16 protein-coding genes and 1 tRNA gene are annotated in these 15,219 nt (G+C 69.7%); 9 read left to right on the top strand and 8 right to left on the bottom strand.

Features of this window, described 5'->3' with window-relative positions; genetic code table 11:
- Positions 1 to 3: 3 nt before the first annotated feature.
- Positions 4 to 534 carry a Clp protease N-terminal domain-containing protein gene (locus KME78_RS26530; RefSeq protein ID WP_219532066.1) on the top strand — a complete coding sequence of 177 codons (531 nt, stop codon included), beginning with the start codon at positions 4 to 6 and terminating at the stop codon, positions 532 to 534.
- Between the two features lie 7 nt (positions 535 to 541).
- Here KME78_RS26530 and KME78_RS26535 read toward each other — a convergent pair whose 3' ends face one another.
- Entirely contained in the window at positions 542 to 1,435 is an 894-nt protein-coding gene (locus KME78_RS26535) for an RNA polymerase sigma-70 factor (RefSeq protein ID WP_219532067.1), read from the bottom strand.
- A gap of 76 nt (positions 1,436 to 1,511) precedes the next feature.
- On the opposite strand from KME78_RS26535, the gene KME78_RS26540 reads away from it, so the two are divergent.
- Both KME78_RS26540 and KME78_RS26545 read left to right on the top strand, forming a co-directional pair.
- A tRNA-Ala gene (locus tag KME78_RS26540) sits at positions 1,512 to 1,584 on the top strand.
- A gap of 430 nt (positions 1,585 to 2,014) precedes the next feature.
- Positions 2,015 to 2,170: a hypothetical protein gene (locus tag KME78_RS26545; RefSeq protein ID WP_219532068.1), complete on the top strand. Its 156-nt coding sequence runs from the start codon at positions 2,015 to 2,017 to the stop codon at positions 2,168 to 2,170.
- Positions 2,171 to 2,355: 185 nt separating this feature from the next.
- Here KME78_RS26545 and KME78_RS26550 read toward each other — a convergent pair whose 3' ends face one another.
- From KME78_RS26550 to KME78_RS26560, 3 genes are all read right to left on the bottom strand, one after another.
- The gene (locus KME78_RS26550; protein WP_219532069.1) at positions 2,356 to 2,982 is read right to left on the bottom strand and encodes a maltokinase N-terminal cap-like domain-containing protein; all 627 of its coding nucleotides are present in this window, start codon (positions 2,980 to 2,982) and stop codon (positions 2,356 to 2,358) included.
- 364 nt (positions 2,983 to 3,346) lie between these two features.
- Positions 3,347 to 4,051, bottom strand: coding sequence for a Pr6Pr family membrane protein (locus KME78_RS26555; protein WP_219532070.1), 705 nt, complete (start codon positions 4,049 to 4,051; stop codon positions 3,347 to 3,349).
- Between the two features lie 73 nt (positions 4,052 to 4,124).
- Entirely contained in the window at positions 4,125 to 4,700 is a 576-nt protein-coding gene (locus tag KME78_RS26560) for a TetR/AcrR family transcriptional regulator (protein WP_219532071.1), read from the bottom strand.
- 107 nt (positions 4,701 to 4,807) lie between these two features.
- Here KME78_RS26560 and KME78_RS26565 point away from each other — a divergent pair, with 107 nt between their 5' ends.
- Positions 4,808 to 5,716 (top strand): TIGR03620 family F420-dependent LLM class oxidoreductase, encoded by a 909-nt coding sequence (locus KME78_RS26565; protein ID WP_219532072.1) that lies wholly within the window; start codon positions 4,808 to 4,810, stop codon positions 5,714 to 5,716.
- A 56-nt stretch (positions 5,717 to 5,772) separates the two neighbouring features.
- Here the strand turns inward: KME78_RS26565 and KME78_RS26570 are convergent, their stop codons facing one another.
- Both KME78_RS26570 and KME78_RS26575 read right to left on the bottom strand, forming a co-directional pair.
- Positions 5,773 to 6,621, bottom strand: a complete 849-nt coding sequence (locus KME78_RS26570) for an LLM class F420-dependent oxidoreductase (protein WP_219532073.1) — start codon at positions 6,619 to 6,621, stop codon at positions 5,773 to 5,775.
- A 68-nt stretch (positions 6,622 to 6,689) separates the two neighbouring features.
- The gene (locus KME78_RS26575) at positions 6,690 to 9,554 is read right to left on the bottom strand and encodes an AfsR/SARP family transcriptional regulator (protein WP_219532074.1); all 2,865 of its coding nucleotides are present in this window, start codon (positions 9,552 to 9,554) and stop codon (positions 6,690 to 6,692) included.
- Between the two features lie 161 nt (positions 9,555 to 9,715).
- Between KME78_RS26575 and KME78_RS26580 the strand changes: the two genes are divergently transcribed.
- The 5 genes from KME78_RS26580 to KME78_RS26600 all read left to right on the top strand — a co-directional run bounded on the left by KME78_RS26580 (position 9,716) and on the right by KME78_RS26600 (position 13,835).
- On the top strand, positions 9,716 to 10,168 hold the full coding sequence (locus tag KME78_RS26580; protein ID WP_219532075.1) for a carboxymuconolactone decarboxylase family protein: 453 nt from the start codon (positions 9,716 to 9,718) through the stop codon (positions 10,166 to 10,168).
- Positions 10,162 to 10,866: an SDR family oxidoreductase gene (locus tag KME78_RS26585; RefSeq protein ID WP_219532076.1), complete on the top strand. Its 705-nt coding sequence runs from the start codon at positions 10,162 to 10,164 to the stop codon at positions 10,864 to 10,866. Before KME78_RS26580 ends, KME78_RS26585 begins: the two co-directional genes overlap by 7 nt.
- Positions 10,867 to 10,887: 21 nt before the next feature.
- Positions 10,888 to 12,192: an FAD-binding oxidoreductase gene (locus KME78_RS26590; protein WP_219532077.1), complete on the top strand. Its 1,305-nt coding sequence runs from the start codon at positions 10,888 to 10,890 to the stop codon at positions 12,190 to 12,192.
- A 12-nt stretch (positions 12,193 to 12,204) separates the two neighbouring features.
- Complete coding sequence (locus tag KME78_RS26595) at positions 12,205 to 13,419, top strand: SGNH/GDSL hydrolase family protein (protein ID WP_308127143.1); 1,215 nt, start codon at positions 12,205 to 12,207, stop codon at positions 13,417 to 13,419.
- A 74-nt stretch (positions 13,420 to 13,493) separates the two neighbouring features.
- Complete coding sequence (locus tag KME78_RS26600; protein WP_219532078.1) at positions 13,494 to 13,835, top strand: protein-arginine deiminase family protein; 342 nt, start codon at positions 13,494 to 13,496, stop codon at positions 13,833 to 13,835.
- Here the strand turns inward: KME78_RS26600 and KME78_RS64660 are convergent.
- Positions 13,813 to 14,355 carry a GtrA family protein gene (locus KME78_RS64660; RefSeq protein ID WP_219532079.1) on the bottom strand — a complete coding sequence of 181 codons (543 nt, stop codon included), beginning with the start codon at positions 14,353 to 14,355 and terminating at the stop codon, positions 13,813 to 13,815. The two genes, KME78_RS26600 and KME78_RS64660, sit on opposite strands and share 23 nt — an antisense overlap.
- A 91-nt stretch (positions 14,356 to 14,446) precedes the next feature.
- A complete protein-coding gene (locus KME78_RS26610; protein ID WP_219532080.1) occupies positions 14,447 to 15,190 on the bottom strand; it encodes a hypothetical protein in 744 nt (247 codons plus the stop codon).
- Positions 15,191 to 15,219 lie beyond the last annotated feature (29 nt).

The following is a 15,219-nucleotide window of genomic DNA, read 5'->3' on the forward strand; positions in this document are numbered from 1 at the left end:
CGCATGCTCGCCAGATTCACCGACTCCGCCCGCCGCGCGCTGATCAGGGCCGGCACGCTGGCCCTTGACGCGGGACGTCCGGCGCTCACCCCTGACCTGCTGCTGCTCGCCCTGGCTGAGATCCGGCCGTTCTCGCTGGCCAGTTTCACCGTGACGGCTGAGGACGTTCGGGAGCAGGTCGATCTCGGTGATCGCCGTGAGCTACTCGCCACCCTGGGGATCGATCTGGCCGAGGTGCACCGCCGTACCAGGGCGGGGACTTCCGATCCTGCGCGGTGGCGGTTGACGCGGTCGCGCCTCAACCCGCTGCGGGTCACCCTGCACGGGCCGTTGGGTTCGGTTCCGCTCGCCATGCACGCGCGGAAGGTGGTGGAGGTGGCGATGTGGCGGCCGGGGGCGGTCACGGGGGAGCGGCTGCTGTGGGGGCTGCTGGCCGACTACTCGAACGGGGCGGGGCGGATCTTGCGGGCCGGTGGGGTGGATCTGCGGGCGCTGGTTGAGGAGACGGGGATGCCGACGGCTCGGACGGCGTGAACTCGCGTCAGGAGGGGGCGTCGAGGTGGGCGATCTTCTCCGGGTTGGCGAGGAGGTAGATGGTGTCGATCTTGCCGTCCGTGATGAGCAGGGAGATGACGGTGACGACCCGGCCCTCGGCCGAGACGACCATGGCGGGTGCGCCGTTCACGTTCGCCAGGCCGTACGACATGGTGGAGAAGTCACCCACACCGATCGAGGCCATGAACTTGGCGATGCCCTCGGGGGTGGTGATGGACGCCAGGAAGCGCGTCACGTTCTCGGCACCGGTCAGGGCGCGCAGCGGGGAGCGGGCCTTGCCGCCGCCGTCGCTGACCAGCGTCACTTCGCTGGACAGCAGGCCGATCAGCCCGTCCAGATCGCCGCTGGTGGAGGCGCGGAGGAAGCGTTCGGTGATGCGCCGTCGCTCGCCGAGGTCCACGTCGAACCGGGGCCGCTTCTCCTGTACGTGATCGCGGGCCCGCCTGGCCAGCTGCCGGGTGGCGGGCTCGGCCCGGCCGATGACCTCGGCGATCTCGGAGAACGGCAGGTCGAACGCCTCCCGCAGCACGAACACCGCCCGCTCCAGCGGCGAGAGCGTCTCGAGCACCACAAGCAGCGCCAGCTCGACGGAGTCGGCCAGCTCCGCGTGCTCCGCGACGTCGGGCGCGGTGCTGATGGGCTCGGGCAGCCACGGGCCGACGTACGACTCCCGCCGCGACTTCGCCCACCGCAGCCGGTCGATGGCCAGCCGCGACGTGACCCTGATCAGGTACGCCTTGGGGTCGGCGACGGTCGTCTCGTCCACGCCGGACCAGCGCAGCCACGCCTCCTGCACGACGTCCTCGGCGTCGGCCATGCTGCCCAGGATTCGATAGGCGACGCCGGTCAGCAGGCTTCGGTGGTCTTCGAAGGTCGACATAGGACTTAAGACGTATCACGGTGGATCGTGTGTGACACGGGCGCGCCGGGATTCCGATACACTGGCTACGCAACAAGGGGCTATAGCGCAGCTGGTAGCGCACCTCCATGGCATGGAGGGGGTCTGGGGTTCGAATCCCCATAGCTCCACGCGTCGGCGGGGTTGTTTTGGTCGCATGTACCCCCTTCGGGGGGCATGCTCCCCGCGGCCTCCTTGTTGTTTACATCGGGGGATAACCCCCGAACCCCCAGCGTCGGGCCAAAGGGCCTCGCTTCGCTCGGGCTGTTTCCTTTCAGTCGGGCCTGGTCCCGACCCCCTGTAGGGCCTTCGCTTCGCTGCGGGCGTTTTTTCTTGGGCGGTCCGCCCGTTACCCGATTCGGTGGTTGGCCGTCTGCTGCCCGCCCTTCCGCAACGGGCTTCGCCGTGGCCGCTTCGCGGTCGAGGGCTCAGGCGCTGCCTCCAGTCGCGCCGGAGCCGCGACCCCTGGAGGGCCTCCGCTTCGCTTCGGACGCCTTACTTGGGCGGGGGCTTCGCCCGCGCGTCCCCGTTGGCCGCTCGAACCAACGGAGGACGCCGCCGGTGCGGGGGTTCCGCTGGGCCAAGGGAGGCCGGGGCCTCGCCGGCTGGTGCTGGTCGGCGACAACCCGCGATCATGTCGGCTACGAATCCTGGCTGGAGCGGGACCGGTTGATCCTGCTGGATCTCGACCCGCAGGTGGTGGGGATCGCCTCGTAGCCGTTCTGGCTGCACTGGCGTGAAACGGGCGGACGGCAGAGATGTTCGCGGCCACGGCCGAGGCCTGCGCGGCGGTCGGTTGGGAGTTTGAGCATCTGGGTGTTCCTGACCCGGTGTTCATGGCGAACGTGCGCTGGCCGGCCCGTTACCGGTACGGCGGTGGAGCTCATCGGGCGGGTCGAGTCCTACCTCAGGACAGTGAAGAGGGGGCCACGCTGTTCGGCGCCGTCGGGGGTGCGCCACCCGGCCGTGACGCATCCACGGGCTCCGGTCGTCGCACAGCCGCCACCTTCGGCCGGCTGGAGTGCGCGGACGATACGGACGGTGAGTCCCGGCTCGGTGGCCAGATCAGTGCCGGAGAAGGCTTGCGCGGCAGAGGTGAGGTCGACGCCGTCGAGGTGGGCGATGACCGACGGGTCGGGGGTGTCGTCGGCATTCTGCGCCTGTGCCACGGCCGAACCGCGGAGGAACGCGAGCAGCTGGGCGGTCAGCACGGGGTCGCGGATTCCGTCGTAGACCCACCGGTGGCCAAGGACGCCATGCTCTGCCGTGCCGACGAGGGCGTGGTCGGCCCCGGTCAGCGGGGAGCCCCGGTAGGTGAGCGGCACGTGGTAGACCGCAGGGCTGTCGCCGGAGCTGTCGGCCACCAGCATGAACTCGATGCCGACCTCGCCGGCCGGATCGTCGAGCCGGAAGCCGCCGCACTTGACCAGAGCCGGCGGTCCGCCCTGGTACCAGGGCTGGGAGGGAAGCCACGCCGACAGGAGTTCCAGTTTTCCGGGAGTCATGGTGGTCTGGTGAATAACGGCCATGCACCAAGACTCTAGTCCGGGACACGGGGGCCCTGTCTGCCTCAGCAGAGACGCCGGCTCAGACTCCAGCGCCTCAGCAGACACCCCGATCATCGCTGCACGTTACCCGTTCCTGGCTCTGCACTGGAGGTCGTACGCCGACACCCGCCGACTCGGAAAGGCCTTCGACATGCCGCCCAGCAGCCCGGACGACCGCCGCCTACCCGCTCGCCTGCCCATCAAGGCCGCTGGGCTGATTCATGTGGCGGTCGGAGCGGAGGGCGCTGGTGGTGTCAGGCCGCTGGTAGCGCGCGAGGGAACAGTCGCCGGGCATTTCGGAACCCAGCGGTCGAAGGTCATGCTGTTCGATCGTCGGTGTGCTGGATCAGGCACCCGGCGTAGGTCTGCCGGCGGTTCTCGGCGGCTTCAGGTTCGGTTCCTGTTCGTCGGGTGAGGGTGCGGAAGTCGTGGTCGTACGACGGGCGTGGTCGACCAGGCGACGCAGGGCGATCAACCCGTAACCGAGCAGCGCGAAGCAGACGGCCAGTGCCAGCGCGTTCAGGGCCACCCCGCCGTACCCGAATGTGTCCACGTCCAGAAACGGATAGGGATAGCGCTTCCACGCATCTGGCGGCAATAGGGCGCCTCTGACCAGGGCGAAGGCCAGGTATGCCATGGGGTAGACCAGCCAGGTGAGAGCGGCCGTCCATTTCGGCCGAGGGGCGGTGCGGTCGAAGAACAGCCAGTCGATCACGGCCAGGACCGGCGTCACGTAGTGGAGAAGGAAGTTGCCCAGACCGTGGCCGCGAAGGGAGAGGTGCTCGAAGGGGCTGGCTCCGCGCATGCGGAGAAAGTGCCAGACCAGGCCGGTGATCACGATGTAGAGCGTCACCGCCCCCTTGAGCTGGGTGGGCGGGCGTCGCCCTCTGCCAGCCACCTGCCAGAGGTAGAACCCGGTGAGCAGCAGGTTGCTCTGCACGGTGAAGAGGACGAGCGGGTTCAGCGGGCTGCCCAGGGCCAGCCAGGTGTAGATCAGGCCGACCACCGCGGCCAGGATCAGCATCAAGCGGTACGCCGTCGTCCAAAACATGGCGATCATGGTCCCACAAAGCGCATCACATCAGCTGAAAATAACCAACCGTCGCAGCGTCGATACACCGGGATCAAGTGCGGAGCAGTCCGTCGATGAGGACCGCCAGCATTTGCTCGACGCGGGCCGGGGCGGTGGGCGACTGCTCGGTGGCCCAGGCGACACCGGCGGCGAGGCGCAGGATCGTCGAGGTGTCGATGTCGTCCCGGACGGTGCCGTCGCGCTGGGCCGTTGCCACGAGCTCGGATGCTGCGGCGCGCATCGCGTGGCAGGCCGAGTGCAACGGCGACGTCTCGTCGTGGAGCGCGGTGGTGACGCTTGCCGCCAGCCCCCGATACGTCATGAGGTGGTTGACGAAGAGCTTCAACCAAGCCACGAGCGCTTCCTGTGGTGAACGCTCGGTCTGTAGCTTGGCGGCCTCGGCGGCGAGGGACTCGTAACGGTCGTCGAGAACGGCCTCCACCAGGGCCTCGCGGGTGGGGAAGTGGCGGTAAAGCGTGCCCGAACCTACGGCGGCGTCGCGGGCGATGTCATCGAGCGAGGTCTCCACGCCCGCGCGGGCGAACGCCGCGCTCGCCGCGGCGAGCAACCGTGCCCGATTGCGCTGTGCGTCTGCCCGCATCGCACGTGGTGCGCTCGTGTCGCTCATTGATCCCCTTCCGGCTGGACGATTGTACCGGGGACTGTCTCCGGATAGCATCGCGCTTACCGGGGACAGTCCCCGGATAGCAGTCGTCGGGTGTGGAGGTTTCGGCAGTGATCACAGAAGTGAAGGCGAAGCTGGGACGCGTGGGAGTGTGGCTCGGCGGACCCTACTTACATGGCACTCCGGTCGAGAGCTGGCGCCATGCCGTGGGGCGCCTTGAGCAACTCGGGTACGGCTCGCTGTGGGGGCCCGAAGGCATCGGCGGCAAGGACGCCTTGGTCAATGGCGGCATTCAGCTCGCCGCGAGCAGGCACTTGATGATCGGCACTGGAATCGCCAACATCTGGGCGCGTCATCCCGCCACGATGCAGGGCGGCGCCGCGGCGTTGGCCGAGGCCTACCCTGGACGGTTCGTCCTCGGAATCGGCGTCAGCCAACGGTTCCTGGTCGAAGCCTACGGGCTGGACTACAGTCATCCCCTCAAGATCATGCGGGACTATCTCGACACGATGGACCAAGCGAAGACACGTAACCCGCCGCCGGAGCCGTTTGTTCGGGTGCTGGCCGCCTTGCAGCCCAAGATGGTGCAACTGGCTCGCGACCGCACTGACGGCGTCCATTCGTTTTCGGCTCCGGTCGAACACACCGCTCTTGTTCGCGAGGTCCTGGGAGCCGACAAGTTGCTCATCCCCGAGCAGGCGTTCGTCATCGAAGCCGATCCTGAGCAAGCTCGTGCCATCGCTCGGCGGTACCGAGGCAAGGCCAACCCGGATTCGCCATACACGCGTAACTGGCTACGGCTCGGCTACAGCCAGGAGGACATCGCCGGCGGGGGAAGCGATCGGCTGATCGACGCGCTGACCGCGTGGGGCACTCCGGATGCCATCGCCGCGCGCGTTCAGGCGCACCTCGACGCCGGTGCCGACCATGTGCTTGTCCATCCCCTCGCCGATGACCTGCCCGCGGCCATCAAGCAACTTGAACAGCTTGCGTCCGCATTGCCACATGGATTGGCGTAAGGACGAGCGCCGCTCACCAGAACGGCCGTACGACCGATCACTCCATGACCTGAGCGTCAGCGGGGGATGAGTGTGGCCCACCGGTCCAGCGTGGACAGCGCCTCGTCGGCGGACCGGTACTGCAGGGTGAACAGGCTGCGATCGGCACCCGCGTCGGCGTACGCGTCGAGCCGGCCGGGCTCGGGTATCGGGCCACCCTCCGGGATCGCGCCGAACAGCGTGATCGGCACTGGTCCCCGCCCAGCCTCGGCGGCCCGGGCGCGGAGCGCGGAGGCTCGCCGGGCGAGCTCGTCGACGTCCATCATGTCCACCTGGGGAAGCCAGCCGTCGCCGTAGTCCAGTACCCGGTCCTCCGTGCCCGGCCCGTTCCCGCCGACCAGTACGGGTGGGTGCGGCTTTTGCGAGGGTTTCGGCCAGGACCAGATCGGGTCGAAGTCCACGAACTCGCCGTGATACTCAGCCTCGTCGGTGGTCCAGATCTCCCGCATGGCGCGGACCCGATCGGCGAGCAGGGCCATCCGGGTGCGCGGATCGGTGCCGTGGTTCGCCATTTCCATGCGATTCCACCCACCGCCGACGCCGAACTGGAAGCGCCCGCCGGACAGTTGGTCGAGGCTGGCCACCTCCTTCGCCGTGATGATCGGATCCCGTTGGGCGACAAGGCATACCGCGGTGCCAAGAGTGAGGGTGGTGGTGACCGCGGCGACCGCGGCCAGCGCGACGAAGGGGTCCATGGTCTCGGCGTAGCCCCGGGTCGAACCGCCGGAGGAGCGCCGGCTGTGCACCGGAATATGCGTGTGCTCGGTCCAGAACAGGGACTCGAAGCCACGTTCTTCAACGGCCCGGCCGAGTTCGGGCGGGGTTAAACCGTGGCAATTGGAGTAAACGGCGATACCGATGTTCATTGGGTCATTCTCGTCGACCAGGGGCTGCGGTGTTCAAGTGAGCGTTAAGTGGCTCCGCTGGACGGAAGTTATGTGGTGTGTACCGGATCGATGGACCCGAGCGAGATTCGCTGGCCGGGAGGGAGCCGGGCGAGGGCGTCGCGGGCACGTAGTTCCTCGCTCCGGTTGCTCAGCTCTACGGCCAGATCGAGAGCGGCGGTGTGCAGGCGTACGGCTTGGCCGGAGTCGCCCAGGGTCGCGGCGATCTCGGCCAGGCTGTTGAGGGCCTTGGCCTCGCCTCGCCGGTAGCCGAAGCGCCGATACAGCTCCAGCGCCTGCTCGTGATGGTCGCGGGCCTCGGCGTACCGGCCGAGCCGGGTGCAGGCCACCCCGAGGTTGTCCAGGGCGTCGGCCTCGCCGCCTCGGCTGCCGATCTCTCGGGACAGCTCCAGCGCCTCGCGATGCAGGTCGGCCGCCTGCGCGTACTGGCCGAGCCGCTCGTGGACGACGCCGAGATAGTCCAGCGTCACGGCCTCGCCAAACCGGTCGCCGATGTCGCGGAACATCTCCAGGGCGCGCAGGTTCGCTGCCTTGGCCCGCTCGTGGTCGCCTTCGTCCGTGCTCACCCTGCCCAAGCCGACCAGCGCCCGGGCCTGACCTCGTAGGTCTTCAGCGGTACGGCAGGCGGCCAGGGCCTGGTCGAAGTGTTCGCGGGCGACGTCATGACTTCCCTGGACCTGATGCACCCAGCCGAGATCGGTCAGGGCCCGGCCCTCACCGGCCAGATCCTCGCGGCGTCGGGCGGCGTGCAGTGCCTTGCCGTACAGGGTGAGAGCATCGTCGTGGTAGGCGTGGTCATAGAGATAGCGGTACACCGTGGTGGCCAGCAGACCGGTGTGCGTCAGGTCGCCATCGGCGGCCAGGACGAGGTTGGCGCGTTCGGCCTCCAGCCAGGCCAGCGCCCGCGGCGCGTCCTGGAGAGGCACCGGCGGGCACTCGGACCGCTCGATGCGCGGCCGCCGGTGGGCGCTGTCGGGATAGAGCCGGTCCATGGCGTCCGACGCCGTGGTCAGCTGGTGGCCGAGCAGCCGGGTCAGCGCCGCCTGCCTGGCCTGCGGCGGCTCTTGCTCGGCCGCTAGCTGGGCGGCGTACTGGCGGAGCAGGTCGTGGAAGACGTAGCGGCCGAAGGCGCGCTGCTGGAGCATGTGCGCGTCCAGCAGATCCTCCAGCAGGTCCTCGGTGCGCTCCACGGGGAGATCGGCGAGCGCGGCGGCCGCGTGGGGTTCGATGTCGCGGCCGGGATGCAGCCCGAGCAGCCGGAACACCTGCTGCTGGTCGGCGGTGAGCTGGCGGTACGACAGGGTGAACGCCGCCGCCACACCGCGTTCCGACCTGGCCAGCTCGGTGAGCCTGCGGCGCTCGTCACGCAGGCGTTCGGCCAGATGGGCCACGCTCCAGCGGGGGCGGTGCCGCAGACGGGTGGCGGCGATGCGGACGGCCAGCGGCAGGAACCCGCACAGGAGCAGGACCTCCGCGACCGCCTCGGACTCGGCCGCCGCGCGCTCGCCCGCGATGCCGGTGAAGAGCGCGACGGCGTCGGGTAAGGGGAGCACGTCCATGGACACGGCCCGCGCGCCGTCCAGGTCCGTGAGCCGCTGGCGGCTGGTGATGAGCACCAGGCTGTTCGACGCGCCCGGCAGCAGGGGCCGGACCTGGGCGGCGTCGGCGGCGTTGTCCAGCACCAGCAGCACCTGGCGGCCGGCCAGCTCGGCTCGCCACAGCGCGGCCCTTTCGGTGATGGACGCGGGGATGCGCTCGGTCGCCACACCGAGCTGCCGCAGCAGCACCTCCAGCGCTTCGGCGGGCTCAAGTGGTCGCTGGCCCGCCGTGTGGGCGTGCAGGTCGATGAAGAGCTGACCGTCGGGGTAGCGTCCGGCGAGGCGATGCGCGGCATGTACGGCCAGTGCCGTCTTGCCGATGCCGGCCATGCCGTCGATCACGGAGATCGTCACTGTCCGGGAGGCCGGCCCGCACAGCTCCTCCACCTGGACGGAGCGGCCGGCGAAGTCGGCGACGTCGTAGGGCAGAAAGGCCGCCAACGGCCTGGCCGGGGTGGCCTCGGGCGGCCCGGGCTGAGTACGGGTGTCGGGCGGCTGGGACTGTGCGGGCCGGATCAGGGCGGCCGCGACTGGCTCGCCGTGCAGGACCAAGGCGGGCGGCTCGCCACGCAGGACGGTCTCCTCGACGGCCAGGAAGCCGTGGCCTGGATCCAGTCCCTGCTCATCGGCCAGTCTGCGACGGTAGCCACGACCGACGGCCAGCGCGTCCGCCTGGCGCCCGGCGTGATGCAGGGCCTGCATCAGCTGCCCGGTCAGCCGTTCACGCAGGGGATGCGCGGTCAGCTCGGCGGCCAGCTGATCGATGAGCTCGGCGTGCCTTCCGGCGGCGAGTTCGAGCTCCACCAGGCGTTCGACCGCGGCCAGCCGCCGATCCTCCAGCCGTGCCCTGGCGCTGTCGGCGAAATGGGCCTGGACGTCGGCGAAGGCGGGCCCGCGCCACAGGGCGAGCGCTTGGCGCAGCGTCGGTACGGCCAGGGCCGGCGCGGACTCCGCTTCGGCCACGAGCGTGTCGAACTCCCGCAGGTCGAGCTGCCCCGCCGCCGGAGCGATCAGGTATCCGGCCGGCTGGGTCCGCACCAGGTGGGCCGCGTCCGCCGCGCGGAGCGTACGCCGCATCGCGGTCAGCGCGGCGTGCACCTGCGCTCGGGCGGTGTCCGGCGGCGTCGGCCCCCACATCGCCTCGATCAGCCGCTCGACGCTCACCACCGTGCCGGAATGCAGCAGCAGGTATCCCAGGAAAGCGCGGTGCCGCGGGGCGAGAGAGGGAAGCTCGCGACCCTCGGCCGACACCTCCACCGCACCCAGGATCGCAAAGCGCACATTCCCGCCGAGCATGCGCAGGAGTCTATAGCCGCGGCGGATCATCGCATCGTCGATGCATCGCGGATGTATTGATCGCCCCCGTGATGCTGGTCGTACGGCGCGGCGGTCACCTTTCCCCGCTCGCCTCCGTCACAGAAGTGACGACGACCAGAACCCCTCGAAGGAGACCGACCATGCAAGCACGCATGAAGAACCCCGCCGTGGCTCTGCCCGGTGCGATGAAAGCGCTCATGGACCTGGCCAAGGCGATCGATCAGGCCGGACTGCCCAAGATCACGGCCGATCTGGTGCTGCTGCGGGCCAGCCAGATCAACGGCTGCAGCGTCTGCGTCGACATGCATGCCAAGGACCTGCGCAAGGCGGGCGAGAGCGACGAGCGGCTGTTCGCCGTGGCGGCGTGGCGCGAGGCGCCGTACTTCACCGAGGCCGAGCGCGCCGCCCTGGCACTGGCCGAGGCGGTCACCCGGCTCGCCGACGGCGGCCAGATCAGCGACGAGGTGTGGGACGAGGTCGCCGACCACTACTCCGAGACCGAGCTGGCCGCGCTGATCATGACCATCTCCTCCGTCAACCTGTGGAACCGGCTGAACGCGACCACCCGGCAGATCGCGGGTGCGGCATGGTAACGGTCGCCCTCGTCACGGGTGCGAACAAAGGCATCGGGTTCGAGATCGCGCGCCAGCTCGGCGACAAGGGCATCACCGCGATCATCGGTGCCCGCGACGAGGAGCGGGGGCGCGCCGCGGCCGAGCGGCTCGGCCTGCCGCACGTGCGACTCGACGTCACCGATGCGGCCAGTATCCGAGCCGCGGCCGCGTGGATCGAGCAGGAGTACGGCAAGCTCGACATCCTGGTCAACAACGCCGGGATCACCTTCCCGGACGGGCCGCCCAGCCAGAGCACGACCGAGGAGGCCCGCCAGGTCTACGAGACGAACGTGTTCGGCGTCATCGAGGTCACCAACGCGCTGCTGCCGCTGCTGCGCCGTTCGCCGGCGGGACGCATCGTGAACGTCTCCAGCGAGCGGGGCTCGATCGGGCGCACGCTGGACCGGGACCATCCGCTGTGGCCGATGCTCAACCTGGTCTACTGCTCGTCCAAGGCCGCCCTGAACATGATCACCGTGTCCTACGCCAAAGAGCTGTGGGACACCCCGATCAAGGTCAACACGGTCGACCCGGGATGGGTCAAGACCGACATCAACCACAACCAAGGCATCAAGTCCCCCGAAGAAGGCGCCGCGCCGATCGTGGCCATGGCGCTGCTGGCCGCCGACGGCCCCACCGCCACCTTCGTCCAGCACGACGGCCCCCTTCCCTGGTAGTCCCCGAAGGAGACAACGGATATGGATCTGCGTAATACCGTCCGGGGGCGTGTCCTGCTTCCCGGCGAGGACGGGTTCGACGAGGCGGCCCGCCCGTGGGCGGTCGGCGTCCACCAGCCGGTGGCCGCCGTGGTGGAGGCGGAGAACGCCGCGGATGTGGCGGCGCTGGTGCGCTACGCCGGTGAAGCCGGGCTGACGGTCACCGCCCAGCCGTCGGGCCATGGCGCCTCGGGCGACGTGCAGGGCGTGATCCTGCTACGTACCGGCCGCCTCGACGGGGTGGAGGTCGACGCGCGGGCGCGCATCGCCCGGGTCGGCGCCGGGGCGCGTTGGGGTCAGGTGCTGGCCGAGACCGGCAAGCACGGCCTCACCGGGCCGGCCGGCAGCAGCCCGGCGGTGACCGTGGCCGGCTTCGTCGCCGGCGGCGGGATCTCGTGGTTCGGCCGCAGCTACGGCTGGGCCGCCGACTCGGTACGCGCCTTCGAGATCGTCGACGCGGGCGGCGAGCAGGCTCGGGTCACCGCCGAGTCCGATGCCGAGCTGTTCTGGGCACTGCGCGGCGGTGGCGGTGACTATGCGCTGATCACGTCGATCGAGCTGGCGCTGTACCCGGTGCCCAGCCTGTACGGCGGACGGATCGTCTGGCCGGCGGCCCGCACCGCCGAGGTGTTCGACGCCTTCCGCAAGATCACCGCGGACGCGCCGCGCGAGCTGTCGGTGTGGCTCAACCGGGTGGCCCCGCCGCCGCCCGCGCCGCCGATGGTCACCCTGGACGTGACCTACCTTGGCGACCTGGCCGAGGCCAAGGCCCTGCTGGCGCCGCTGGCGGAGCTCGGTGGCAGCCTGTCCGACAGCCGCGGGCTGATGGACATCGCCGACCTGGGCGCGATCGCGGCCGAGCCGGTCGAGCCCAGCCCGATGCTGGCCCGCACCGAGTTGCTGACCGGCCTGGATGAGGCGACGCTGGAGACGCTCAGCGGCTCGGAGCTCGCGCCGCTGCTCAATCTCCAGGTCCGGCATCTGGGCGGGGCGCTGGCCGAGGCCGATCCCGCCGGCGGCGCGGGCGGCGCGCTGGCCGAACCGTACCTGCTCTACCTGCTCGGCCTGCGGCTGCCCCACCTGGTCGATGCGGTGCGGGCCAAGCAGAGCGCCCTGGTCGAGGCGCTGGGCCAGACGGTCAGCGGTCGCAAGCCGTACACCTTCCTCGCACCGGCGGAGAACGCCGCCCAAGCCTTCCCCGCCGACGCCCTGACTCGGCTGCGCGAGATCAAGCGGCACCGCGACCCCTATGGCATCTTCCGCGCCAATTTCCCGGTCCTGGACTGAAAGAGCATCAACGTGTTGAGAATCGCCACCGCCGCCGCGCTGATCGCGGCCCTGACGACAGCACCGGCGTCCGCCGACGCGGACACCGGCAGATGGACACCGGCCTGGGCGACCGCCGCCCAGCAGCCGTCGGCCGACGTCTGGTATCCCACCTGGGCGGAAAAGGGCTTCACCAACCACTCCGTCCGCCAGGTGGTCCGGGTCACCACGGGAGGCTCCACGCTCCAGATCCGGCTCTCCAACGCCTACGGCAGTCCTCTCCGGCTCACCGGCGCGAGCGTGGCCAAGGCCGGCGCGGGTGCGGCCGTGCAGGCGGGCACCCTCCGGCCGCTGACCTTCGCGCACGCCACCTCCGTGAACCTCCCCACCGGCCGGCAGGCCGCCAGCGATCCGGTCCGGCTCGCGGTCAAGGCGGGGGAACGGCTGACGGTGACGCTGTACTTCCAGGGCGCCACCGGTCCCGCCAGCTACCACAACCTCGCCCAGACCACCTCCTACCGGGCCGTCGGCGACCACACCCGCGATCTCGGCGGGACCGCCTTCACCGAGACCAACAGCTCCTGGTTCTACCTGTCCGGAGTCGACGTGCACGGCGGTGGGCCCGCGGTGGCGACCTTCGGTGACTCCATCACCGACGGATACGGTGCCACCCTCGACGCCGACAACCGCTACCCGGACGCGCTGGCCCGCCGGCTGGGCGGCCGGCGGCCGGTGCTCAACCTCGGCATCGCCGGCAACCGCCTGCTCAGCGACTCGGCGTGCCTGGGCGAGCGGGGACTGGCCCGCTTCGGCCGGGACGTGCTCGACCAGCCCCGCGTCAAGACGGTGATCGTGCTGGAAGGCATCAACGACATCCTCCTGGGCCTGCAGGAGCCCACGCCGTGCACCACACCCGCGACCAAGGTCGGGGCCGAGGACCTGATCACCGGCTACCGGCAGCTCATCCGCGCCGCCCACGCCCGCGGCGTCCGGATCATCGGCGGCACCCTCCTGCCGACCAAGGGGTACGCCTACCACTCCGACGAGGTCGAGCGGATCCGCGACGCGGTCAACGCGTGGATCAGGACCAGCGGCGAGTTCGACGCGGCCGTGGACTTCGAGCGCGCCGTCGCCGACCCCGCCGACCCCGATCGCATCCGCCCGGCCTTCGACAGCGGAGACCACCTCCACCCCAACCCGGCCGGCTACCAGGCGATGGCCGACGCCCTCGACCTGCACACCCTGTGATCCGGGAACTCCTGTAACTCCGGTAGGCCGCGCCGATCCTGCGGTCTGCCGGGGTTTGGGCGCTGATCGTACGGGTGCCGGTGTTGTTCAGCGCGAGCGCGGTCGAACCGTCACTGCTGAAGGCGTACACGCCGGGCATCCCCAACGGGCTGTCGCTGACGGCCCGCGAGTTCGCCGCGCCCGACCCGCACGGCCCCGTCGTCGGCGGGCACGATCTGTTCCGGCAGGCCGCGCGGAGCGCGCTGGCGGCTCAGGGTGTGCGCGTACGCTGGGTTGCGGACCTGTCGTGGGCGCACCTGCTCGGCGGCGAGGTGCACTGCGCCACCAACGCCCTGCGCGACACCCGCTCGACCGCCCGCTGGTGGACATACTCGGTGCCTTCGACGGTACGGCTCACGACGCCCTCCGAGGGTTGAACACCCAAGTCCGCAACAGTACGAACCGGACGATGCCCGCCAGGCCGTTGGACAGGATGACGGTGGCGAGCTCGGTGAGGGGCGACGTGGCCGAGGGCAGCAGGTCCAGGCTCACAGTGGTGATCGCGAGGGCGATGCAGAGGACGAGCATGCTCTCCACATGGGTGCGGACCGCGCCCGCCCGGCTGGTCATCTCGAAGGTGAACCTGCGGTTGGCCGCCGTGCTGGCGATCGTCGTGAGGACCATGGCAGTCGCGTTGGCGGTGACGGAGGACACGATCATGCTCAGGATCGCGAACAGCAGCAGGTAGGCGATCGTGCTGATGAATCCGATGGCGATGTACGCCGGCAGCTGGCGCGCCATCCCGGCGGGCATCAGGGCCTGCCGGACCCAGGCGGCGAAGGAGTACGCCCGAGGGGAAACCTGTACTCGTCGCTCGTCATACCCGCCAACCGGCCCCTCGGCCGGTTGGCTTCCCGCCATCTCGTCCTGGAGGACCGCAACCGTCGTTGTGCTCACGACTACGACGATGTCCGGCCGCCATGGGGCGAACGTGATGTGACCATTAACCTCGGCTGAGAAATACCGGCAGGCCAGGACGAACGGAGCGTCAGTTGGTCATCTTGCTGGTCACCGTCGCGGGGTCCGGCGCCTTGATCGACACCTTGGTGCCCCACCCGGTGAAGCGGCTGTCGATCGTGATGGTCTTGCCGTCGAATTCGCTCTTGTCGAACACCCCCGTCGCCGCGTACGAGCTCTTCACCCTGCTCACGAGCCCGGCGGAGGTGAGGGTGAGGGTGTAAGTGACCTTCTCGTTGTGCATGCGCAGCGGGATCGACGCACCGAACCAGGGCGACACCTTCTCGAGCTCATCGAAGGTGATCTTTCCCGTGATGGTGCTCCTGGTCAGCCTGCCCTTCTTGATCAGCGTGGCTAAGGTCTTCGGCTCTGCGGGGTTGATGACCTGCCCGTAGAAACCGCCGGCGCCGCCGTACATGCCGCCGCTCTTGAGCCAGGTCTTGCCTTCCGGGAGGCGGTCGTTGAACAGCCCGCCCGAGGTGTAGCCGACCTTGCCGACGCTGATACTCCGCTCGGGCTCGGATTTGAGCGCGTTGGTCTTGATGTCGGAGGCCGCGACGCCCCTGGCGTTGAACTGGAACATACCTTTGCGGTCCTGCAGTTTGACCTTGTCGTCGCCCGAGAGGGTGGTGGTCTCGGTGAACCGCACGCCGTGCCCGGCGATCAGTTTGCTCTTCAGGGCTTGGACGGGATCCTTGGGGGCGGTGGCCTGCGCGGGGGTGGCGGGCACCAGGAGAGCGCCGCAGGCCACCAGGGACGTGATCATCTTCTTCATGGGCCGTGATCATGCCGGAAGTGGATCAC

This window comes from Nonomuraea guangzhouensis (assembly GCF_019396345.1).
In the GTDB taxonomy this organism is placed as follows: Bacteria; Actinomycetota; Actinomycetes; order Streptosporangiales; family Streptosporangiaceae; genus Nonomuraea; species Nonomuraea guangzhouensis.